The 19,752-nt window shown below is 51.2% G+C and carries 22 protein-coding genes, 1 tRNA gene and 1 pseudogene; 16 read left to right on the top strand and 8 right to left on the bottom strand.

Annotated features, from left to right (window positions below; all coding sequences use genetic code 11):
- Nucleotides 1-57 precede the first annotated feature (57 nt).
- From LOY28_RS11540 to LOY28_RS11530, 3 genes are all read right to left on the bottom strand, one after another.
- The gene (locus LOY28_RS11540) at nucleotides 58-1,329 is read right to left on the bottom strand and encodes an OmpP1/FadL family transporter (protein WP_258613864.1); all 1,272 of its coding nucleotides are present in this window, start codon (nucleotides 1,327-1,329) and stop codon (nucleotides 58-60) included.
- Nucleotides 1,330-1,527: 198 nt separating this feature from the next.
- Nucleotides 1,528-2,154, bottom strand: coding sequence for a TetR/AcrR family transcriptional regulator (locus LOY28_RS11535; protein WP_018927737.1), 627 nt, complete (start codon nucleotides 2,152-2,154; stop codon nucleotides 1,528-1,530).
- Nucleotides 2,155-2,593: 439 nt separating this feature from the next.
- Nucleotides 2,594-3,520, bottom strand: coding sequence for an AraC family transcriptional regulator (locus tag LOY28_RS11530; RefSeq protein WP_258613863.1), 927 nt, complete (start codon nucleotides 3,518-3,520; stop codon nucleotides 2,594-2,596).
- A gap of 165 nt (nucleotides 3,521-3,685) precedes the next feature.
- On the opposite strand from LOY28_RS11530, the gene LOY28_RS11525 reads away from it, so the two are divergent.
- The 3 genes from LOY28_RS11525 (at nucleotide 3,686) to LOY28_RS11515 (ending at nucleotide 7,100) form a co-directional block, all read left to right on the top strand.
- Nucleotides 3,686-4,735 carry an NAD(P)-dependent alcohol dehydrogenase gene (locus LOY28_RS11525; RefSeq protein WP_019649142.1) on the top strand — a complete coding sequence of 350 codons (1,050 nt, stop codon included), beginning with the start codon at nucleotides 3,686-3,688 and terminating at the stop codon, nucleotides 4,733-4,735.
- Nucleotides 4,736-4,779: 44 nt separating this feature from the next.
- Nucleotides 4,780-5,802 carry an alpha/beta hydrolase gene (locus LOY28_RS11520; protein WP_018927734.1) on the top strand — a complete coding sequence of 341 codons (1,023 nt, stop codon included), beginning with the start codon at nucleotides 4,780-4,782 and terminating at the stop codon, nucleotides 5,800-5,802.
- Nucleotides 5,803-5,891: 89 nt separating this feature from the next.
- A complete protein-coding gene (locus LOY28_RS11515) occupies nucleotides 5,892-7,100 on the top strand; it encodes an MFS transporter (RefSeq protein WP_258613862.1) in 1,209 nt (402 codons plus the stop codon).
- A gap of 72 nt (nucleotides 7,101-7,172) precedes the next feature.
- Here the strand turns inward: LOY28_RS11515 and LOY28_RS11510 are convergent, their stop codons facing one another.
- Complete coding sequence (locus LOY28_RS11510) at nucleotides 7,173-7,361, bottom strand: short-chain dehydrogenase/reductase (RefSeq protein ID WP_081791079.1); 189 nt, start codon at nucleotides 7,359-7,361, stop codon at nucleotides 7,173-7,175.
- A gap of 139 nt (nucleotides 7,362-7,500) precedes the next feature.
- On the bottom strand, nucleotides 7,501-7,932 hold the full coding sequence (locus tag LOY28_RS11505) for an Lrp/AsnC family transcriptional regulator (RefSeq protein ID WP_019578517.1): 432 nt from the start codon (nucleotides 7,930-7,932) through the stop codon (nucleotides 7,501-7,503).
- Nucleotides 7,933-8,132: 200 nt separating this feature from the next.
- On the opposite strand from LOY28_RS11505, the gene LOY28_RS11500 reads away from it, so the two are divergent.
- The 5 genes from LOY28_RS11500 to LOY28_RS11480 all read left to right on the top strand — a co-directional run bounded on the left by LOY28_RS11500 (nucleotide 8,133) and on the right by LOY28_RS11480 (nucleotide 12,896).
- Complete coding sequence (locus LOY28_RS11500; protein ID WP_018927730.1) at nucleotides 8,133-8,852, top strand: YitT family protein; 720 nt, start codon at nucleotides 8,133-8,135, stop codon at nucleotides 8,850-8,852.
- 100 nt (nucleotides 8,853-8,952) lie between these two features.
- Nucleotides 8,953-10,437 (top strand): AmmeMemoRadiSam system radical SAM enzyme, encoded by a 1,485-nt coding sequence (amrS, locus tag LOY28_RS11495; protein ID WP_018927729.1) that lies wholly within the window; start codon nucleotides 8,953-8,955, stop codon nucleotides 10,435-10,437.
- Entirely contained in the window at nucleotides 10,434-11,579 is a 1,146-nt protein-coding gene (locus LOY28_RS11490; protein WP_258613861.1) for a PLP-dependent aspartate aminotransferase family protein, read from the top strand. Before amrS ends, LOY28_RS11490 begins: the two co-directional genes overlap by 4 nt.
- Nucleotides 11,580-11,640: 61 nt before the next feature.
- Entirely contained in the window at nucleotides 11,641-12,168 is a 528-nt protein-coding gene (locus tag LOY28_RS11485) for an aminotransferase class I/II-fold pyridoxal phosphate-dependent enzyme (protein WP_256597204.1), read from the top strand.
- Nucleotides 12,169-12,239: 71 nt separating this feature from the next.
- Entirely contained in the window at nucleotides 12,240-12,896 is a 657-nt protein-coding gene (locus LOY28_RS11480; protein WP_309475742.1) for an aminotransferase class I/II-fold pyridoxal phosphate-dependent enzyme, read from the top strand.
- A gap of 84 nt (nucleotides 12,897-12,980) precedes the next feature.
- Here the strand turns inward: LOY28_RS11480 and LOY28_RS11475 are convergent, their stop codons facing one another.
- On the bottom strand, nucleotides 12,981-13,613 hold the full coding sequence (locus LOY28_RS11475; protein ID WP_018927726.1) for a LysE family translocator: 633 nt from the start codon (nucleotides 13,611-13,613) through the stop codon (nucleotides 12,981-12,983).
- A 507-nt stretch (nucleotides 13,614-14,120) separates the two neighbouring features.
- Between LOY28_RS11475 and LOY28_RS11470 the strand changes: the two genes are divergently transcribed.
- The 8 genes and pseudogenes from LOY28_RS11470 to LOY28_RS11440 all read left to right on the top strand — a co-directional run bounded on the left by LOY28_RS11470 (nucleotide 14,121) and on the right by LOY28_RS11440 (nucleotide 18,610).
- Nucleotides 14,121-15,449 (top strand): hypothetical protein, encoded by a 1,329-nt coding sequence (locus LOY28_RS11470; protein WP_408981037.1) that lies wholly within the window; start codon nucleotides 14,121-14,123, stop codon nucleotides 15,447-15,449.
- Between the two features lie 70 nt (nucleotides 15,450-15,519).
- Complete coding sequence (locus tag LOY28_RS11465) at nucleotides 15,520-15,858, top strand: hypothetical protein (protein ID WP_258613860.1); 339 nt, start codon at nucleotides 15,520-15,522, stop codon at nucleotides 15,856-15,858.
- 328 nt (nucleotides 15,859-16,186) lie between these two features.
- Nucleotides 16,187-16,675: a hypothetical protein gene (locus tag LOY28_RS11460; RefSeq protein WP_258613859.1), complete on the top strand. Its 489-nt coding sequence runs from the start codon at nucleotides 16,187-16,189 to the stop codon at nucleotides 16,673-16,675.
- Nucleotides 16,676-16,699: 24 nt separating this feature from the next.
- The gene (locus LOY28_RS11455; protein WP_258613858.1) at nucleotides 16,700-17,059 is read left to right on the top strand and encodes a hypothetical protein; all 360 of its coding nucleotides are present in this window, start codon (nucleotides 16,700-16,702) and stop codon (nucleotides 17,057-17,059) included.
- Nucleotides 17,016-17,588 (top strand): hypothetical protein, encoded by a 573-nt coding sequence (locus LOY28_RS11450; RefSeq protein ID WP_258613857.1) that lies wholly within the window; start codon nucleotides 17,016-17,018, stop codon nucleotides 17,586-17,588. The genes LOY28_RS11455 and LOY28_RS11450 overlap by 44 nt, the downstream gene beginning before the upstream one ends.
- Before the next feature lie 50 nt (nucleotides 17,589-17,638).
- On the top strand, nucleotides 17,639-17,926 hold the full coding sequence (locus LOY28_RS11445; protein WP_258613856.1) for a hypothetical protein: 288 nt from the start codon (nucleotides 17,639-17,641) through the stop codon (nucleotides 17,924-17,926).
- Nucleotides 17,869-17,991 (top strand): annotated as a pseudogene (locus LOY28_RS30075) (RHS repeat-associated core domain-containing protein); the annotation flags it as partial. The gene LOY28_RS11445 and the pseudogene LOY28_RS30075, both read left to right, overlap by 58 nt.
- A gap of 13 nt (nucleotides 17,992-18,004) precedes the next feature.
- Nucleotides 18,005-18,610: a hypothetical protein gene (locus LOY28_RS11440; protein ID WP_258613855.1), complete on the top strand. Its 606-nt coding sequence runs from the start codon at nucleotides 18,005-18,007 to the stop codon at nucleotides 18,608-18,610.
- Between the two features lie 441 nt (nucleotides 18,611-19,051).
- Here LOY28_RS11440 and LOY28_RS11435 read toward each other — a convergent pair.
- A tRNA-Gly gene (locus tag LOY28_RS11435) sits at nucleotides 19,052-19,127 on the bottom strand.
- Nucleotides 19,128-19,190: 63 nt separating this feature from the next.
- On the bottom strand, nucleotides 19,191-19,751 hold the full coding sequence (pgsA, locus tag LOY28_RS11430; protein ID WP_007933765.1) for a CDP-diacylglycerol--glycerol-3-phosphate 3-phosphatidyltransferase: 561 nt from the start codon (nucleotides 19,749-19,751) through the stop codon (nucleotides 19,191-19,193).
- Nucleotide 19,752 lies beyond the last annotated feature (1 nt).

Here is a 19,752-nt window from a genome sequence, read left to right as displayed (position 1 = left end):
AAGGTCGGGAGGCAACGCGTGCTCCCGACAGGACATTCATCGTGTAACAGCACTCAATTAGAAGCGGTAACTCACAGACGTACCGAGCCCGTTCGCACTGCTCTTAAATTTGGCACTGTATGCACCTCTATTCGCAGAGGCGTCGTTGATCTGCACGCTCTCCTCCCATAGGTAGGAATAAGCAACATCGATCGTGACATTGTCCGCCGGAGTCCAGCCAGCACCGAAGCTGATAACCTTCCGGTCACCCGTAGGAATACGTGGTCCACGGTTGGTGTTGTTGGTGGGAGACTGGTCGACCGAGAAGCCTGCGCGAAGTACCCATTGGCTGTTCAATTTGTACGCCGTGCCGATAGCGTGAGCCCACGTATCATGCCAGTTCTGTTCTTCGGTAATAGTGCCCAGCGAGCCGCTCAACAAAGGGGGTAAACCCGTGTTCTCGATGGTTAATTCTTTAAAGCGACTCCAGCGTGTCCAGGTACTCCCCAAATATAGAGTCCAGTCATTATTGAGCTGATGAGTCACCGAGAAATCCACTGACTCTGGGGTATCCACATCCAGCGAAGCGTCATAACTCCGGCCGCTGACCCCCAACACGCTAAAGATGCCGTCGGTGACCTTGGTCTTGGCGTCCAAGTGGTAACTGACCTTGGAATGGTAAGTCATGCCCAAGCGAGTTTGGTCTGTAGCCTGCACCAGGATACCGGCGTTGAAACCGAGGGCCGTGTCATCGCCCGTGCTTTTGAGTTTTCCGTCATTGCGACCTGGGCTAAGTGGATTGGGCACCATCCCGGACAGCTCACCGGTGATGCGGTTGATGGTCGGACCGAACCCGATCGAAACTTTGTCGTTGAAGGCATAGCTGATGGTGGGCTGGAACGTAAGGGTCGTGACCTCACTTTTGTTGGCGTAGTAACGCCCGGCAAAACCGCTGCCATAGTCAGTCATCAGACCGAAAGGTACATAAAACCCTACACCGAACGCCCAATGCTCATCGATGGGTTTGACGTAGTAACCCATAGGCACTGTGGTGGTTGGCACCATGTCGCCGTCTTCCTGGCCTCCGAATGTACTGCGGGTTTGGCTTATGTCGGTCTTCGCGAATAGAGTCGCCGCGCCCACGCTGACCTGCTCTCTTTTCAATCGAGACATACCCGCCGGATTACCGAAGACCGTGCTCGCATCTTCAGCGGATGAGGAGCGCCCGGCAAACCCGGACCCCATCCCACTGACGCTTTGTTCATTGAGAGCGAAACCGCTTGCAAACACATTTGAAGATGCGAGCACGACAGCGAGGCCAAATGGGCTCTTGAGCAACATTTTTTTCATTGTTTGAACTCTATGGGATCACTGAGATGAAGCAGTAGAAGTAACGGCTCACCATATTTATTCATGTGACCAATTCAGTCAATGGTCACAACGCGAATAAATGAAATGCCCTTCGACGACTGGAAGAAGGGCAAAGTGAAAAGCCGTTTTGGTGATGTGTCGCTTACACAGGCGTGACGTAAAACCGTTAGCCGAAGGTCAAGGCATGAGGCTACGCAAAATGAGGTTGGCGGTGAGCGTGGGCGCCTCCTCGACATAATCGAGGTTGTACTGCAGGAGTAAAGGATTGACGAAAGGCCGCAAAGCCAGATGTATCGCTTCTACTGTTTCGTCCAGGGGAGTCTTGCGTTCAAATTCGCCGATCTCTCGCCCCTCCCGCACGATTTGCAACACGAAGCGTTTGATCTGTGCGTCATAAGCCTGCGTACTGGGCCAGCTTTCCGACGCCGCAAATGCTGCAATGTCATAGAGTTTTCGGTCGTTAAAGAACAGATTCACGCCTGTGGCGACCACAGTTTTGACCAATCGTCGAAAGCGTTCCGTCGGCGACAGGTCTTCTACATTGATCGCCTGCTCCACAGCCGCGACGATTTCTGCCAGACAATTTGCACAGATGGCTTCACCGATCGCCTGCTTGGAATCAAAAAATTTGTAGATGTAGGCCTTGGAAAACCCAATGGCCCTAGCCAGGTCGGAAACCGTGGTTTTGCCGTAGCCGTACTGACTGAAGTGTTCGTTGGCCGCCGCAACAATCTGGTCTCGAATGTCGTGATCGGCTGGGCCACGGGGGCTGGGCGAAGCTGAAGATATTGATGGCTGATTCATGGGAACAGCTTACTCACCCAATCGCCGACTGACAACTTGTGACCGATAAGATATCTAGTCACGAATCGGCCATTTTGAACGACTTTTCCGAGCGCCCACAAACTTCATCACTTGAGCCGGTCGACAGTGGCTGCCTCGAGGAGTTGCTGCTGCGCGACACACGACTGATTTATTGGAGAACATTATCTGATAGTCCTTCAGTGGTGAGCGCTGCCGTCGAGACTGGTTCGGGGAACGGAACTGCGAACGCAGGTGTCATCTGTATAGGCACCGTGGTGTCGCAATCCTGTTGGGATAGAGAGGTGGCTTTCATGAACAATATTATCTACATCGTCGGGGCAGTTGTGATTGTCCTGGTTATTCTGTCGTTTGTCGGCCTTGTATAGCCTTAGCTGCCAGCTGAGAACCGTCCTGATGGCGCCTGCCTGACAGGGTGTATTTATGTTGCTACCCCCTGCCCTCGCAACATCGCAATATCCCGCTTGGGGGGTACGCCAAACAGACGGCTGTATTCGCGGCTGAACTGCGATGGGCTTTCATAGCCGACCTGGTAGGCTGCGCTTGATACTTCCTGATGCTCGTTGAGCATCAATCGCCTCGCCTCGTTCAATCGCAACCACTTCTGGTACTGCAACGGGCTCATCGAGGTGAGCTGGCGGAAGTGGTGATGAAAGGTGGGTGTGCTCATCTGCACTCGCGCCGCAAGTTCTTCGACGCGAAGCGCCGAGGCGTAATTCAACTTCAGCCAGTCGATGGCTTTTGCGATGCGATAACCCTGGCCATCGACCGAGGTAATCTGCCGCAACCTGGCAGCCTGATCACTCTTCAAGAGACGATAGTGAATTTCGCGCTGAATCAGGGGCGCAAGCACAGGGATGGCTTCAGGCTCATCGAGTAGCGCCAGCAAGCGCTCGAACGACGCCAACATGGCAGGCGTTACTGAACCAATCCCGACACCTTTCACCACTGATCGATCACGGGTTGGCGGCAAGTCACCCTGCACTATCAGCTCAGCCAGCATGCGCAAATCGAGCTTCAAAGTCAGCCCCAGGCATGGCTGCTCCGGGCTTGCCGCCAGCACCTCAGAATTGGCGGGCAAGTCCAATGAGGTGATCAGAAATCGCGACGTGTCATACGGGTAGCCCTCGCCACCTACCCAAAGCTGTTTCTCCCCCTGGGCGACGAGGATGATGCTTGGCTCGACCATGCAGACGACGGGCGGCGACGGATGTTCGCGCCTGAAAAAGCCCAGGCCCGTAATGGGCGTACCGTAGTCACCTGGTTTCGGGATCTGCTCGCCAATGATCCGCGCAAGCGTTTCTTGTGGCGACAGGTGTTGAGCAGCGGTGTCGTGTTTGATCGTCATGTTCGCCTTGTACCTCTTCGCTGAACTCTAACTCGCCCGCTTACGACCGTCCTGCAAAAAAACAGAGACTCATAGAATCAGGCAAGTAATCCAGTGCAATGCACTACAGGGAGTCTGGGCAGAGCCGGAAAATGTTCATCCGACAAAGCCATTGAGGACTCTCCCATGCTTGTACAAGCCTATGGTGCTCATGCGGGTGACAAGCCCCTTGAACCGTTGCAAATCATTCGCCGTACACCCGTCGCCCATGACGTTCAGATCGATATTGCCTTTTGCGGCATCTGCCATTCGGACTTGCACCAGGTGCGCGCCGAGTGGGCGGGCACGCAATTTCCCTGCGTACCGGGGCACGAAATTGTGGGTCGTGTATCGGCGGTCGGCGCGCATGTTGTGGATTTCAAAGTCGGCGATCTGGTCGGTGTCGGTTGCATCGTCGACAGCTGCAAACACTGTGAAGACTGTGCCACGGGGCTGGAAAACTATTGCGACGGCATGGTCGGCACCTACAACTTCCCGACCCCGGACGCACCTGGCTGGACGCTCGGCGGCTACTCACAAAACATCGTGGTGCATGAACGTTATGTTCTGCGTATCCGCCATCCCGAAGAACAACTGGCCGCCGTCGCACCACTGCTGTGTGCGGGCATCACCACCTACTCCCCACTCCGTCACTGGAACGCCGGTCCGGGCAAGAAAATCGGCGTGGTCGGCATTGGTGGCCTGGGCCACATGGGCATCAAGCTGGCCCACGCGATGGGCGCCCACGTCGTGGCGTTCACTACATCCGAATCCAAGCGCGAAGCGGCGAAGGAGTTGGGCGCTGACGAAGTGGTGGTATCGCGCAACGCTGAGGAGATGGCCGCGCATGCCAAGAGCTTCGACTTCATCCTCAACACCGTCGCAGCCCCCCACGATCTCGATGCCTTTCTGGTTCTACTCAAGCGCGATGGTGCGCTGACCCTGGTCGGTGCGCCCGCCTCGCCGCATCCATCGCCCAACGTGTTCAACCTGATCATGAAACGACGAACGATTGCCGGCTCGATGATCGGCGGTATCCCCGAGACACAGGAGATGCTGGATTTCTGCGCCGAGCACGGCATCGTCGCCGACATCGAGTTGGTCCGGGTCGATCAGATCAACGAATCCTATGAGCGGATGCTCAAGGGCGACGTCAAGTATCGCTTCGTGATCGACAACGCCACATTGGCTGGCTAAGCGAAAGGCGCCAGCGAATAACCACTCATCAAAAGGACTATCCAGTGAAAGGCATTTTGCTTGCCCTAGGGCTGCTTGTTACCTCTTTTTCTTCAACGGGAGCCGATTTGTCGAACGGCGCGGACAACTTCTACAAAAGCGAAAAAGTGACGGTAGAAAAGGTCACCTTCAAGAATCAATACGGCATGAAGGTGGTGGGCAATCTGTTCATCCTGAAGAACCTCAATCCTCAATCGAAGAATGCCGCGATCATTGTCGGTCATCCAATGGGGGCAGTGAAGGAGCAGAGTGCAAACCTCTACGCCACAAAAATGGCCGAGCAGGGATTTGTCACACTGTCGCTGGACTTGTCCTTCTGGGGTGAAAGTGAAGGCACGCCTCGCCAGGCCGTTTCGCCTGATATCTACGCCGAAGACTTCAGTGCCGCCGTGGACTTTCTCGGCTCTCGCCCATTGGTCGACCGTGAACGTATCGGCGTCATCGGTATTTGCGGCAGTGGCAGCTTCGCCATCAGTGCGGCCAAGATCGATCCGCGTCTGAAGGCCATCGCCACCGTCAGCATGTACGACATGGGCGCCGCCAATCGTAATGGCCTCAAGCACAGTGTAACGATCGAACAACGCCAGCAAATCATTCGCGAAGCGGCGCAGCAGCGCAACGCCGAATTCTGGGGTGGCGAAGTCCGCTATACCAGCGGCTCACCACTGAAGCTGACCGGCAACGCCGTGGGTGACGAGTTCTACGATTTCTATCGCACACCGCGTGGTGAGGTCACCCCTGCCGGCGCATCGGCACAGACAACCACCATGCCGACGCTGACCAGCAACGTGAAATTCATGAACTTCTATCCGTTCAACGACATCGAGACGATCTCCCCTCGCCCACTGCTGTTCATTGCTGGCGCCCGGGCACACTCACTCGAGTTCAGCGAGGATGCCTACAAACGCGCGGCAGAACCTAAAGAACTGCTCATCATTCCAGATGCCGGCCATGTGGATCTTTACGACCGGGTCGACCTCATTCCATTCGCCAAGTTGACCACATTCTTCAAAAGCAACCTGAAGTAGCACTGAACAGTGCCCTGGCCGGGCATCCGTTCTCACGCGCGGCCTCGTTCCCGGGGCCGCGACGCTTCGCGCATTACGGGATTCAATCAATGATCCAACCCACGCTCTCAGCCCCGCGAAAACCTGAACAATCATGGGGTGCCGTATTCGCCATGTCGCTCGCCGCCTTCGTCCTGGTGGCATCGGAGTTCATGCCCGTCAGCCTGCTGACACCGATTGCCGCCGATCTGCATATCACCGAAGGGCAAGCGGGCCAGGGCATTTCAGTCTCTGGGCTGTTTGCGCTATTCGCCAGCCTCCTGACCGCTTCGGTGGCGGCGCGGGTCGACCGCAAGCCACTGCTGTTGTCCCTGACGCTGCTGATGATCGTTTCGGGAACCGTGGTCGCGTTCGCGCCGAACTACTGGGTGTTCATGGCCGGCCGCGCGCTGATCGGCGTAGCAATTGGTGGTTTCTGGTCATTGTCGGCGGCAACTGCCATACGCCTGGTGCCTGACGACCAGATCGCTCGCGCCATGGCAGTCGTCAATGGCGGCAACGCTCTGGCGACAGTGATTGCAGCACCTCTGGGCAGTTTTCTCGGAGCCTTCATCGGATGGCGCGGCGCATTTTTGTGCGTCATCCCGGTCGCGGTAATCGCCAGTCTCTGGCTTTGGGCGAGCCTTCCTGCGATGAAGTCGCAAAGCGGTTCAGGCACTGGAAATGTTTTCAGGTTGATGAAAAGCACACCGGTCGCGTTAGGCATGGCGGCGGTCAGTGTCTTTTTCATGGGCCAGTTCATGCTATTTACCTACTTGCGCCCGTTCCTTGAAACAGTCACGCACGTCAGTATTTCCATGCTGTCACTGATGTTGCTCGTCCTCGGCCTGGCAGGCCTCGCGGGAACCTTCCTGATTGAAGCATTCTTGAAAAATGGCCTGCATCGCACCCTCATCGTCATCCCGATATTGATGGCGGCGATCGCACTGGCACTCGTTTCGTTCGGCAGCTCTGCGGCTACCACCACCGTCTTGTTGGGTCTCTGGGGGCTGGTTGCGACCGCGGCGCCGGTGGGATGGTGGACATGGCTGGCCAGAACATTGCCAGAGGATGCTGAAGCCGGAGGCGGCTTAATGGTGGCGATCATCCAACTGGCCATTGCATCCGGCGCAACCGTTGGCGGGCTGGTATTTGACTCGAATGGCTATAGAGCGACTTTCGAGTTGAGCGCCACGCTGCTGGGCGTGGCGGCAGTTCTTGCCTTCCTGGCGGCACGCGCTGCCTCGCGAGAACCTGTTGCATCGGAGAGCATCGCTTGAAAAAACACAAGACATGCCAAGGCGAGTCTTGTGTTCCCTGTGGGGCAATCGGTTGCAGACTGGACGGTAAAATCAGCGTGCGCTATCGATGATTTGGCCACCGTCAGGCGTCAGGCTATACCCCGTCAAAAATTGCCCATCCTTGCTGGCGAGAAACAGCACCACCGGTGCGATGTCCTCTTCGGGTGATCCATAACGGCCAAGTACGTTAGTGGGTGCAGGCACATCGGCCGCAGTACCCCAAGTGTCTGCGACCGGCATGACATTGTTCACCGTTCCTCAAAGAGCCGTGGACGTTAATTACCGATTCAGGGACAGATGAATCGCTGCTGGCGCCGTTCAGGGCAAACAAAATGATCACCCTTGAAATAGCTGACCGCTGACTGTTCTATGTACGGGCTCAAGGGACAAGCTTTCTTCTCTCGATGGGGACAGACAAGACAATGCTTGTACGTGTCTCACCGTACGCGTTGATCTTCGCAATGATATTTTCGATATCGGCCATTGACCTGGCATAGATCCTGATCAGGTAGGAGTCGTTACCCGTGACGTGCAGGCACTCAACGACTTCGGGTATGTCGTTGAGCGTCGCTATCAATTTGGATTTCGCAGGCTTGAGGGTGGTCATGCCGACGACAGCAGATATGCCGAACCCTAGTTTGGTTGGATCTAACTGAGCGCTATATCCCTTGATGACCCCAGAATCTTCGAGCTTTCGCAACCGATCAGTGGTGGCGGGAATAGAAAGACCTGCGTGCTTGGACAGCTCCGTGATGGAAATGCGACCAAAGTCCTGCACCTTCCCCAAGATTTTGATGTCTATACGGTCCATGTAAGCTCCCACAGCAAAAAGTATAAATTTTAATGAAAAGCACCCGGTTTTCATTAAAAAATAATGCACCAAAATAAAGCAGAGTGCTAGTCTATTTGCAGCCCGGTAAAGCCTAACAAGAACCCGGGTAATCAATAGCTCTGAATCCTTAGCGTTACGCACTGCATAATAAAATATTCTCCTCCAGGGATGGTGTTCGTATGGAAGATGAAAAAATAAAGTGTGAAAAAAAATCCTATCCATCATTCGCGAATTATATTGGAACGCAAGTCCTAAGTTTTCGTGATTTCAAGATGGATCAGATTTTTATGTATTTGGCTGGCGTCGCCCTTTTCTCGGTGGGGGCCAAGTTTTTCATAGTCAGTCAACTGGGGACTGACCCATTAGATGTCCTGATCATCTCGATAAATAAAATACTCATGCTCGGAATGGGCGTTTGTTCGGGTATCGTTTCTCTATTCTTTCTGCTGTGGTGGATGCTCTGGAACAAGAAATATCCTCCGATAAGCCCATTTGTTACAACCACACTTACAGGTCTGTTGATTGACCTCTGGTCCGTGCTGGGGCTTGGAGAGTATTTGATTGTCAGAGTGAATGAGTACACGATATTGGCGATGGGTCTGGTGCTGTGTGCTTATTCGTCTGCACTGATTATCATGAGCGGTATTGGTATCAGAATCATGGACCTTGTGGTGCTTACCATGGTGTCCAAATGGGCGTGGTCATTCACCAAAGCCAAAATGATAATTGAAATTGGCATCTTTTCAACCGGATGGCTTCTAGGCGGGCCCTTCGGTATGGGAACCATTGCATTCTTGTTGGTCATAGGCCCTCTTATACAGCCATTCATGAATATAAACGCCAGGCGTTTTTCACTTAAGAATTATGGATTGACCAGCGTTTCTTCCGCCTATCAATAACTACTAGGGGATTGCCGCCACTGTGGCGGCGGGGTTGTTTCGCCTCGACTATTTAAACCGATGATATTGACAGCAACTTCCGTGAAATGAGGAGTGAGAGATGGACACTACAAAAAATAAAAACTGGACCTTGGAAAGCACGCCTGCAAAGTTGGAAGAAATACTCCCGAACGGCGTTGTAAAGTGTCATCTTTCTCCCCGAAACTGTGTCATTCAGGAGGGTAAAGTAGGTTTTTGCAAGGTGCGCGGAAACAGAGGCGGCCGGTTAGTTACATTGAATTATGGCAAAGGCGTTCACAGCACCGAAGAGACCATCGAAACCGAGGCGGTATTCCACTTTGCTCCCGGAGAGCGAATCCTTTCCCTAGGCAATATCGGCTGCATGCTTAACTGCGGCTACTGCCACAATTGGAAGACCTCTCAGGCCAAGTATGTGACAGACAAAGATGTTTACTACTATACGCCTGAACAGGTTGTAGAAACCGCCTTAAAGCATGGTATACGCGTTATCTCCTGGACGTATAACGACCCTGTTGTCTGGCATGAATTTATCCTCGATACGGCAAAACTGGCAAAGGAAGCGGGCTTAATCAATTTATATAAATCAGCTTTTTTTATCAGTGAAGAAGCCATTGATGAACTATTGCCCGTCATCGACATATTCTCGATTTCGCTAAAATCCATCTCCCCCGAATACTATCGAAAAGTCACAACAGGCTGGGTAGAGCCCGTTCTGGCTGGCATCAAGAAAGTATACGATGCTGGTAAATATGTTGAAGTCAGCACCTTGATGGTTACCGATATCAGTGACGATGAGGATACCGCCAGGAAAATCAGCCAGTGGGTACTGGATGAACTGGGCCCGAATGTACCGCTCCACTTTGTAAGGTTTCACCCTGATTATAAAATGAGTAATAGCATCAGGACGCCCGTGGATAGACTCCTGAAGGCTCGGGACATTGCCCGGAGCATGGGGGTTGAGCATGTTTATCTGGGTAACGTAAATGATGTCGAGGGCACCAATACCAACTGCAATAATTGTAACGCTCTACTCGTTACCCGCTACGGTTTGAATGCTGAACTGATCGGATTGGATAGCAACGGTTGCTGCACCCGGTGTGGGCACGACGCACACTTCAAGTTACTGGGCGAACACAAAGCGAACATGCCTGTTGAACTGCGAGAGGCTGCATTGACCTCTTACGAGAAGCGAAAGTTCGAGTGGCATGGGGATATCGTATCGCTGCACGCCCAAGTGCTGAATACTGAAGACTTTGAACAGACCGTCTACCTGCGGCGCAACTATACCGACGGGCTCAACAGTGATTGGAAATCACTGACATTGCGGCCGTATGAAAGCTATAGATTTATTATTGCCAAGGCACGAATTGATGAATCAGGCCCTGAAGTCTGGCTTCCCAAGGGGGTGAACTCAAATCTTCATGAAGTATTCGACAGGGCTCACTTCCCAACCGAGTCGATTGAAGAGATTGGTATTTCGCAAAACGACATCACGCCGACCATTGGGTATGAAGGCAAGCAGAACATGTATGAGCAGGTTATCAAACTGGTGAGCAAATCATGAGCGTGTCTACTGAAATACTCCACATCAGGGTCGATGACCGAGAGGCCCACCCATCCGTGACGCCTATTTATCAGTGCAGCGCTTTTAGCGCTGACTCGGCGTTCTTCTACTCGAGAAAAGCCAATCCCAATGTGACTGAGCTGGAACAGGTTGTCGCTGCACTGGAAGGAAGCGAATACGCCTTGGCCTACAGCACCGGAATGAGTGCCATCTACATGGTGCTGGAGCTGCTGAAACCTGGTGGGTCGCTGGTGATCAACAAATATATCTATGGCTGTTCTTATAAGCTGTTTCAGCGATATGCGGCACGTATCGGTGCGAAACTGACGATTCTGGATCTCACCACGGAAAGTGGATTGAAAGAGTTGCCGCCGGACGTGGACATGGTCATTTTCGAAACACCGACCAATCCCTTTCTGAAAGACATTGATATTCATGCGGTCAGCAAGGCGGTTAAGCAAAACAACCCACACGCTCTGGTGGTCGTTGACAACACGTGGGCCACTCCGATATTTCAAAAGCCTCTGAACTTCGGCGCGGATATTTCTCTGTACAGCGCAACGAAGTATTTCTCCGGGCATAGCGATGTCATGGGTGGCCTGGTACTCGTCAACAATGAAATGATTTATACGCGCCTCCTCGAAGGCCGCTTTTACTCAGGCTCAATATTAGCGCCTAATAGCGCATGGCTGCTTCGCAGAAGCATGCAAACATTTAACCTGCGCATGGAGAAACACAGCAACACAACCTCCAGCATGCTCAACTATCTACGGGAACTGCCCTTCATTGAGCATGTATATTATCCACGAGTCGATGGTAAACAATTGACCGGCTACGGTGGCATTGTGTTTGTTGATATTCGGCCCGATCTGGTCCCCTTTTACAAAACCTTCACCAGCTCCCTCAAATGGTTTGGAACGGGTACGGGCATGGCCTGTGTCACGTCAATGGTTGCGCAACCCTTTAGTGGAAGCCATGCCTCGATGACTGAGCAGGAAAAAGCGGATATGGGGATTGAAAAGGGGTTGGTACGATTGTGTTTTGGTTTAGAGGCCCTTGAGGATCTTAAAGAGGATCTGCTTCAGGCATTTGTGGCCATGGAAAATATGGCCAATCAAAAAAGTGCACTTAAACCTGCGTAACAGATGTTAATCATGAGCAACGAGCCTTCAACGGCTCGTTGCTTTTTATGGAGAAGCGAGATTGCCCAGCGTACTCGAAAAAACGATATTCGAAGACCCTACTCTGAACGTTATCCATCTTCTAAATTCCATTTCCAGTGAAAATCCAGAGGCAATCTCTCTGGCGTCCGGTCGACCTGACGACGAGCAATGCGACCTGTCCCTCATCGATAAAGGGCTGGCCAGCTATGCACGATACGCCGTCAATCCGGAACACTCGCTTGCGACACTACTTTGCCAATATGGAAAAACCACCGGAATTATCAACGGCATAATAGCCGAACACTTGCAGGTGGATGAAGGCATAAAGATTTTCAACCCTGAAAGTATTGTCGTGTGCATGGGGTTTCAGGAAGCTGCGACCTTGACACTGCTATCAATTTTTGAAGGAGGTGGTGTTTTATTAGTGCCTGACCCTGTGTTTTCCGGAATAACGGGTATTGCGAAATTATTAAGAATAAAAATTGTACCCGTTCCCGAGGACACCTTCCTCGATCCATCTGCCCTGCGCAAGGTAGCTGAAGATCTTGAGTCCAGGGGGAAAAGGTAAAAGCGCTGTACGCGATTTCAGATTTTAGTAACCCTACTGCTAACAGCCTGTCCTATGAAGACAGAAAGGCCATGCTCTCCTTGGCCAATGAAATGAATTTTTTTATCCTGGAGGATAATGCCTACAGCTACTTCAGGTACGAGGGAGATAAAATCCCCTTGATGAAGTCAATCGACAGTAGTCGAGTATTCCTTCTTGGCTCTTTTGCAAAGTCAATTTTTCCGGGATTGCGTATGGGCTATGTAGTCGCCCCGGAGAACGCTGGGGTGATTTCCTTTAGTGCGAGGTTATGTAAAGCCAAAAGCTTGATCACCGTCAATACGCCTGCCCTGTGCCAAGCGATTGTCGGAGGTTTGCTGATAGAGAACAATTACTCTTTAAAACAGCTTAATCAACCAAGAGTGTTGTCTTACAGGCAAAAAAGAAACTATATGATTGAATGCCTTGAATGTGAATTCCCGGTCAAGGCTGACTCTCGAAGAAGTGTCACCTGGAACCATCCAGAGGGAGGCTTTTTCATCAATGTACAGCTGCCTTTCACATTTGGATGTTTTGAAATGTACGAGTGCGCCAGGAACTTCAAGGTTATTGTATTTCCCACTTCCTTGTTTTCGCTGACGAGTCAGGCTGTCACTCAGGTCAGGTTGTCGTTTAGCAATGCGACAGAATCAGAAATCAAACAAGCGATAGGCAGCCTCAGGGCGTACATTGAATCCAGAATGCAGTAAAGCATCCTCCCGTCAAACCGTAGGGGATTGATGCCAAGGCTTACTCATCAGCCAATAAGAAATAAGCCTTGCCTCATTTCCCTATTAAGCTGCTGTGGCGAGCATAACGCCAGTGGCTACTTGGTAGGCACCCAGAATGGTGATGGTTGACCCGGAAAAATAGTTGATCAACCTGAGCTTTGATTGGGAGATTCTGGTCTTGAATATGGAGGAGAATCCGCTCAATCCCAGCCACCAGACAGCCGAGCCTAGAAATATACCTGTCACCATAGGCAGCACTGAGTGCTGACCGCTTTGATCATTAGCCATGCCATCGCTCATGGCAGCAAATATCGCAATAAACGACAGGATGGTCATTGGGTTCGACAGTGTCAAAAACAGTGTACTCAAGTAGGCTTTTAACAGGTTGGCTCGTTCACCCGCCAGGGCTGTTGAGCTCGCTTTCGATTTTATTGTTTGATAACCAATGTACGCGAGGAACATCCCCCCCAAAATACACAACCATGGCTTAAAGCTAATGAGTGTCGCTATGATGACTGTGATTCCCAGCGCACCGACAAATCCATAGATCGAATCGGCTGTGGCCGCCCCTAACCCTGTCGCGAAACCTGCTCTCCATCCAAGCGCAAGGCTCCTCTGTATGCACAACAGCCCAATGGGTCCCACAGGGGCTGCGATACAAAGCCCAATGATCATCGACTTAATGAAAATCAACATAAATGCACCTCCGCAATTGATGCTTAAAGGTTAGGAGAAGTACATTTTTTTATGAATTAATTATTAATTCCCATAGAGGTTTTTTTGATAATTTTGTAAGAAGTATTCTTATCTTTCCTTCATTATTAAGGTGCACTCTGTGATGAGCCTTACTAAACACGATCGGGATGCCATTCGCCTTCGACGATGACACCGGCCAGGACGTTGCAGGCTTTTTCGTTTCTGCGTCGCTTTTGCATTTTTGTGCGATAGATCCCACTTCAGGGATTTCCCCTACCGCTCCTTCTATCTCCGATGCCGTGGGACGAATAACCGGCTATACACACGACGGCATGGGAAATCTCACCAGCGTGCCCCAACTGCAAGGGACATCGCAGGCCGTAACGGACAGCTGACCCCACCTTCAACCAACTGACCAGTCACACCGATGGTCTGAGCCATACTACCAACTACAGCTACGACAGTTTGGGACGTCTGACACAGATTACCGCCCCCTTGGGCAATACCGTGAAATTCACATCAGATAGCCAAGGGCGGGTGACGCAGATCACCGATCCCATCGGAGCGAATACCGCTCTCAACTATTCTCTTGGAGACCTCGCCAGCGTTAGTGACCCATTGGGGCGAACCACCAGCTACGTCACCGACAACGTGGGACGCGTCATGGCATTGACTGACACCGTGGGACGCCGCACCCTGATGGAGTACGACGTGTTGGATCGCAAAACCAGGATCACAGACCCGCCAGGAAGCGTGACCGGTTTTGCTTACGACACGAACAGTAATCTCCTGAGCGTCACTGACGCCAAGAACGGAGAGCATGCGTACACCTATGATGCTCGCGATCGTCGTATAACTTACACCGACCCATTGAACGCTACGCAAAGCTATGGTCTCGACGGCTTGGGTAATGTGACACAGCGGACCGCCCGCAATGGCGTCATCGCCACCTACACCTATGACGCCTTGAATCGCCGCACGCAATCAGCCTTCGGACAGACCTTGATTGGCAGTGGTCCCTCGTTGACAGCACCGGATGCCACCGTGGGCTACACCTTCGATGGTGGTAACCGTCTGACGCAGATTGTTGATACTCAAGGCGGCACGATCACCCGCAGCTATGACAATCTGGATCACCTGCTTAGCGAGACTACTTCCCTAGGCACCGTTTCCTACACCTACGATGCCGCTGATCGCCGCACCAGTATGACGGTGACGGGCCAGCCCGCTGTGAATTACACCTACGACGCTGGCAGTCGTCTGACCAATCTCAGTAACGGCAGCCAGAGCGCGGCGTTCACCTATGACGCGGACAACCGTCGTGCCACCTTGACCCTGCCCAACGGGGTGACCGTCAGTTACGGTTACGATAACGCCGGTCAACTGATCAACCTCAACACTTACACCTGGGATTCGCGCCAGCGCCTGAGCACGCTTACGGGCACCGTATCCGGGAGCTTCAGTTATGACCCAGCCAATATGCGCAGCCAGAAGGTGATTGCCGGCCAGACCACCGGGTATGTCTTTGACGGTATCAATCTGGTGCAGGAGCTGACTGGGACTATCAATGTAAATTCCTCAAAGCCTGCCGGCTTCGCTCCTGCTCCCGGAGCAAGTATGTTGGATATTATAACCGGCCAAGCTGTGCCTGGCACAATGGAAAATACAGAGACAGACAGAGTTCCAGAAAGCACAATAATAATTCACACAACACCTGAGCAAGACCGCAAAGTTCAAGAGGCCGCCGATCAAATTAAAAAAACCCCGGAAACTACCGAATTACAGGACCAAACTGCTCAACCACAGTGCATGACACACTTAGCGCCGGAGGAATAAACTCTATATATACAATATGGCCAAGACGACTGATGGAAAACTTAAAAGAAAATTACACCCCGGAGGCAAAATGAAACTCTCACGTCTTCTGATTTGGTCTGCAACTGCAGGAGCATTTACTCCTATCATTCTCCATATCATATGGCGCCTAGATAACAACATGCCTCTTCTTAGCAATAGTGCAAAAATAATATTACAAAAAATAACTTTAGCCTTATGGCCAAGTTCCTTTTTTATGCTAGCAGCAAGTGGCGATGAACCGTATTTATTATCCGTACTGGCAAATATTGCGCTTTATGGCATTCTGGGTATCGGCATATATTATGGGCTTACCAAACACTGGCTAATTCTAATATTCCCCATCCTGGGGACCTGCCTAATTTGGTGGGGTCTTTTCTCACTAAAATAAACAATGAGATTTTGTCATCACTCTGAGTATCAGGGCAACGGCCCCAATCCGCATCCAGAGAGTGGTACCAATGGCCCATATGGTTTGCATTGGATTATCATCTTCAACGTTCCGGGGCGAACAGGAATGGGACTCCATTCAGGAAGAGCGAATAGCGGTGCACAAAACCATCCGACGCTGGTAGGCATCCGAACGACAGACGCTGCTATGGGATTCGTGCGTAATCTCATAACACCTGCCCCAGCAACATCCATGACTGCTATCATCAATAACGTCAATACTCCTCAGTTTGGTACGCAACAGTAGTGTGGTCGACAGGGTGATAATCATGATGCTCATCAGATTTTTATGCACTCGCTCCCTGACCTTCTTAGTCTTGTTGTTCGGACTTGGATTGGGATGTGTGTCACTCTCTCAGGCTTCGGCATACGGAAACTGCCCTCCCGAAATGAATAGCCAAGCAGGGTCTTTTTTAGTTGATGCGCGCGGAGATTGGCCCTCCCTTTTCAAGCATCAGAGAGTCTTCGTTTCTTGTGATGATGGTGAGCTTGGCGAGGGCTATTCTGAAGCAGTGGCGAACCTCTTCACCCAAGGATGGGATCAGTTCGATACATTTGTTGCACTTGCAAAAATACACCCTGACTTTCAAAATTGGGCGATACGACATATCGATGCGACTGTCTCAGATGACGACCTAAATAGAATCATATTAAATTCCAATACATGCATTAATAATGCACCGGTGGAAAAACTTTGCAGGGTTATTCGACAGAGTGCTGAAAATGCCCTGATGGAATCTGCACGGATGCGACGATAAAATTTGGGGATAGGTTCTACGCCTATGTCAGCGGCATCCTTTCTGTATGACGCCAACGGCAATATGACCAGTGACGGCAGCAATACCTATACTTGGGATTCGCGCCAGCGCCTGAGCACACTCAAAGGCACCACGTCCGGGAGCTTCATTTATGAGGCGGCCAACAGACGCAGCCAGAAGACGATTGCCAGACAGACCACCGGGTATGACTCCTCAGCAGGTGATACCGTAGTATTTCAACCACATCCTGGCGGAAATCCGCCTGGATATATTGAAATATTCATTAGTGATCAATTGGTGTCAAACTTCAACAAAAATCATTTCTCACCAGGTATCGGACATGAAAACTCGACATATCAAATATATCGAGCACCAAATCAATAATATAAAATCTATAACATTAGTCTATTTGCGAAACCTGGTATTCCTGCATGTCGCTGGAGTGCCGCTTCTATTTGCACAACCTGCCTACCCACAAGATGTCGAATCGACAGATATTGTATATCAACTATATAAGAATTATGGTTGGGAGGCGCTATTCTCATCTCCAGATGATGCCAAGAAGAGCATTGGAGACCCTCTTCTAATGCAATCGAAGGAAGAACTCGAGAAGTATTTTGATGACAAACTTGTGCACCTCATTTTAAAGGAGGCAGACTGCATTGCAAACAATCCCGGCGAGATTTGCAAGTTAGAGTTTAATCCAATATTCGCCTCACAAGATGCTTCCGCATCAGAATTAAGCATAAAGAGCATCAATCCAAGGCGCGTTGACGTGCAATTTGTTTATCCATCAAATCATGAAAAAATCAAGCTTTCGTATGTAATGATTGATTCTCCGAAAGGATGGAGAATTGCAGATATCAAATATATTGACAGTCATGCATCACTGAAGAATCTTCTGGAAAGATAAGGTAATGTAACCCCCACGGTACGGGCCAAATCTCCTCACGGGCGGCTTGGATGAAGTATTCAACCGCACCGAGGCCAGTGGCAGCACCTACAGCCACTTGGTTGATGCGCTGGGTTCAACCCCAAGCACTTGCCGACAGCACTGGCGCGCTCACCGCGCAATACACCTATGACCCTTATGGCCAGACCAGTAGCAGCGGCTCCGCCAGTGTTAACAGCAGCAGTACACCGATCGAAAAAATGATGGCACGGGTCTCTATTACTATCGGGCACGGTATTACCAACCAGGTTTTGGGCGTTTTATCTCGGGAGATCCGATTGGTCCTGCGGGAGGGATAAATATATTTGTCTATGTATCGGGAAACCCGACAAATTTCATTGATCCATTTGGTTTAGAACTTTGAAAGGTGGTGCGCCATGATCATAAAAAAGTCGACACTTGAATTTTTATTTACGCTACTCACACTTACAAGCTTAGGCATGCCAGCTTCGGGGAGTGATAGTTCACCCCATTGCCGAGAGGCAGTTATGATGTTTTTAACCACTCCAGAAAAGCGTACTCTTATTGCATTATCAGATGCTAGCGAAACTGAATGCTGGTCGGTTATCGAGCAGTCGAACAGCAACCTCAACCAATTGATGCATTTGGTTAAACAAGGAAATGATTGGAGCGCTCAGTATTTAGTTGAGCACTTAAGAGTGCTAGATGGCGGAAATTTAGAAGACTCACTTATAGCGCTGGGGCTATTTTCTGACCACCATATGGAACGCTTATTGATTTTCGCGAAGAAAGGACAGCTCTCAAAGCAGGAACTCAGTGACACCTTAACCATGCTTCCACTTTCATTGAGTGATAACCCAGCGGGCCAATTGGATTATCTAAAAGCAAGAAGAAATCGAGTGATGCGTGTAACGAGAAAAAATCTATCTGAGCAAAAGACTCTAGCACTAAGCGCTATCGATAATTTTGAGTCCGAGATCAGGTCAAAAAACCCGCAACTCATTGAAAATCCTCAGCATTAGATTAGTGCTTTCATCACCCCCAAGCTCTACATCAAACTGGGTCGAGCCTCAATGTAACCACCTTGAAGGTTCGCCAGGCCAGAAAGACTGCTGTAAGAGAATTCTCGCCAGCAGCCAAGGCAGTGAGACGATCCTCTCTTCGAGCGATTCGAGGATTAATCCCCTTTCGCATTTTCAGTCAAAGGCATATGTACATCTCCTCGTCTCGATCGATTGAGGAGAGATGTACGGGTTCCAGCAATGCGTCATCTATCTGAAAACCGGCATGCCCTGGGACCGGATTTCGACGTACGTTTTAATGTACAAAAAAGCGTGGCTGGGGGTGGTTCTCAGTAGAAATCACTGGAACGAAAAAAAGAGGCAAAAGCCTCTTTTTTCAATGCTGACAACAAAATACCGCGCAAAAAAAACGCCACTCAATGAGTGGCGTTTTTCTGTATTTGGAGCGGGAAACGAGACTCGAACTCGCGACCCCGACCTTGGCAAGGTCGTGCTCTACCAACTGAGCTATTCCCGCGTCTTGGTGAGGCGCATTCTATAGAATCCAGATGCCCCGTCAACCCCTTGATTCAAAAAAGTTTTATTTCTTTTCCACATCCGTCTTCAGATGCGGCCAGGCGGCCCGCAAGTACTGGACCATGGACCACAAGGTCAGGCCAGCGGACACCATCAGCAAAGCGTAGCCCATCAGGACCCAGAAGCTGAAGTCCGACGGATTGGCCAGCAGGATCACCAGCGCCAGCATTTGCGCGGCGGTTTTCCATTTGCCCAGGTTCGATACCGCCACATGGGCACGGGCACCGAGTTCGGCCATCCACTCGCGCAGTGCCGATACGACGATTTCGCGACCGATGATGACGGCGGCCGGCAGTGTGAGCCACAGGTTGCCGTGTTCTTGCACCAGCAGCACCAGCGCAACGGCGACCATCAGCTTGTCCGCAACAGGATCGAGGAAAGCCCCGAACGGTGTGCTTTGTTCCAGACGTCGGGCCAGATACCCGTCCAGCCAGTCGGTCGCGGCGGCAAAGGCAAAAACCGAAGCCGACGCCAGATAGCTCCAGTGGTAAGGCAAGTAAAACAGCAAAATGAAGATCGGGATGAGCAGGACGCGTAGAACGGTAATCAGATTAGGGATATTCATC

Source organism: Pseudomonas sp. B21-017, assembly GCF_024749245.1.
Taxonomy (GTDB): Bacteria; Pseudomonadota; Gammaproteobacteria; order Pseudomonadales; family Pseudomonadaceae; genus Aquipseudomonas.
Note: the sequence above shows the minus strand (reverse complement) of the source record. Positions and strands in the feature narration are given on the sequence as shown.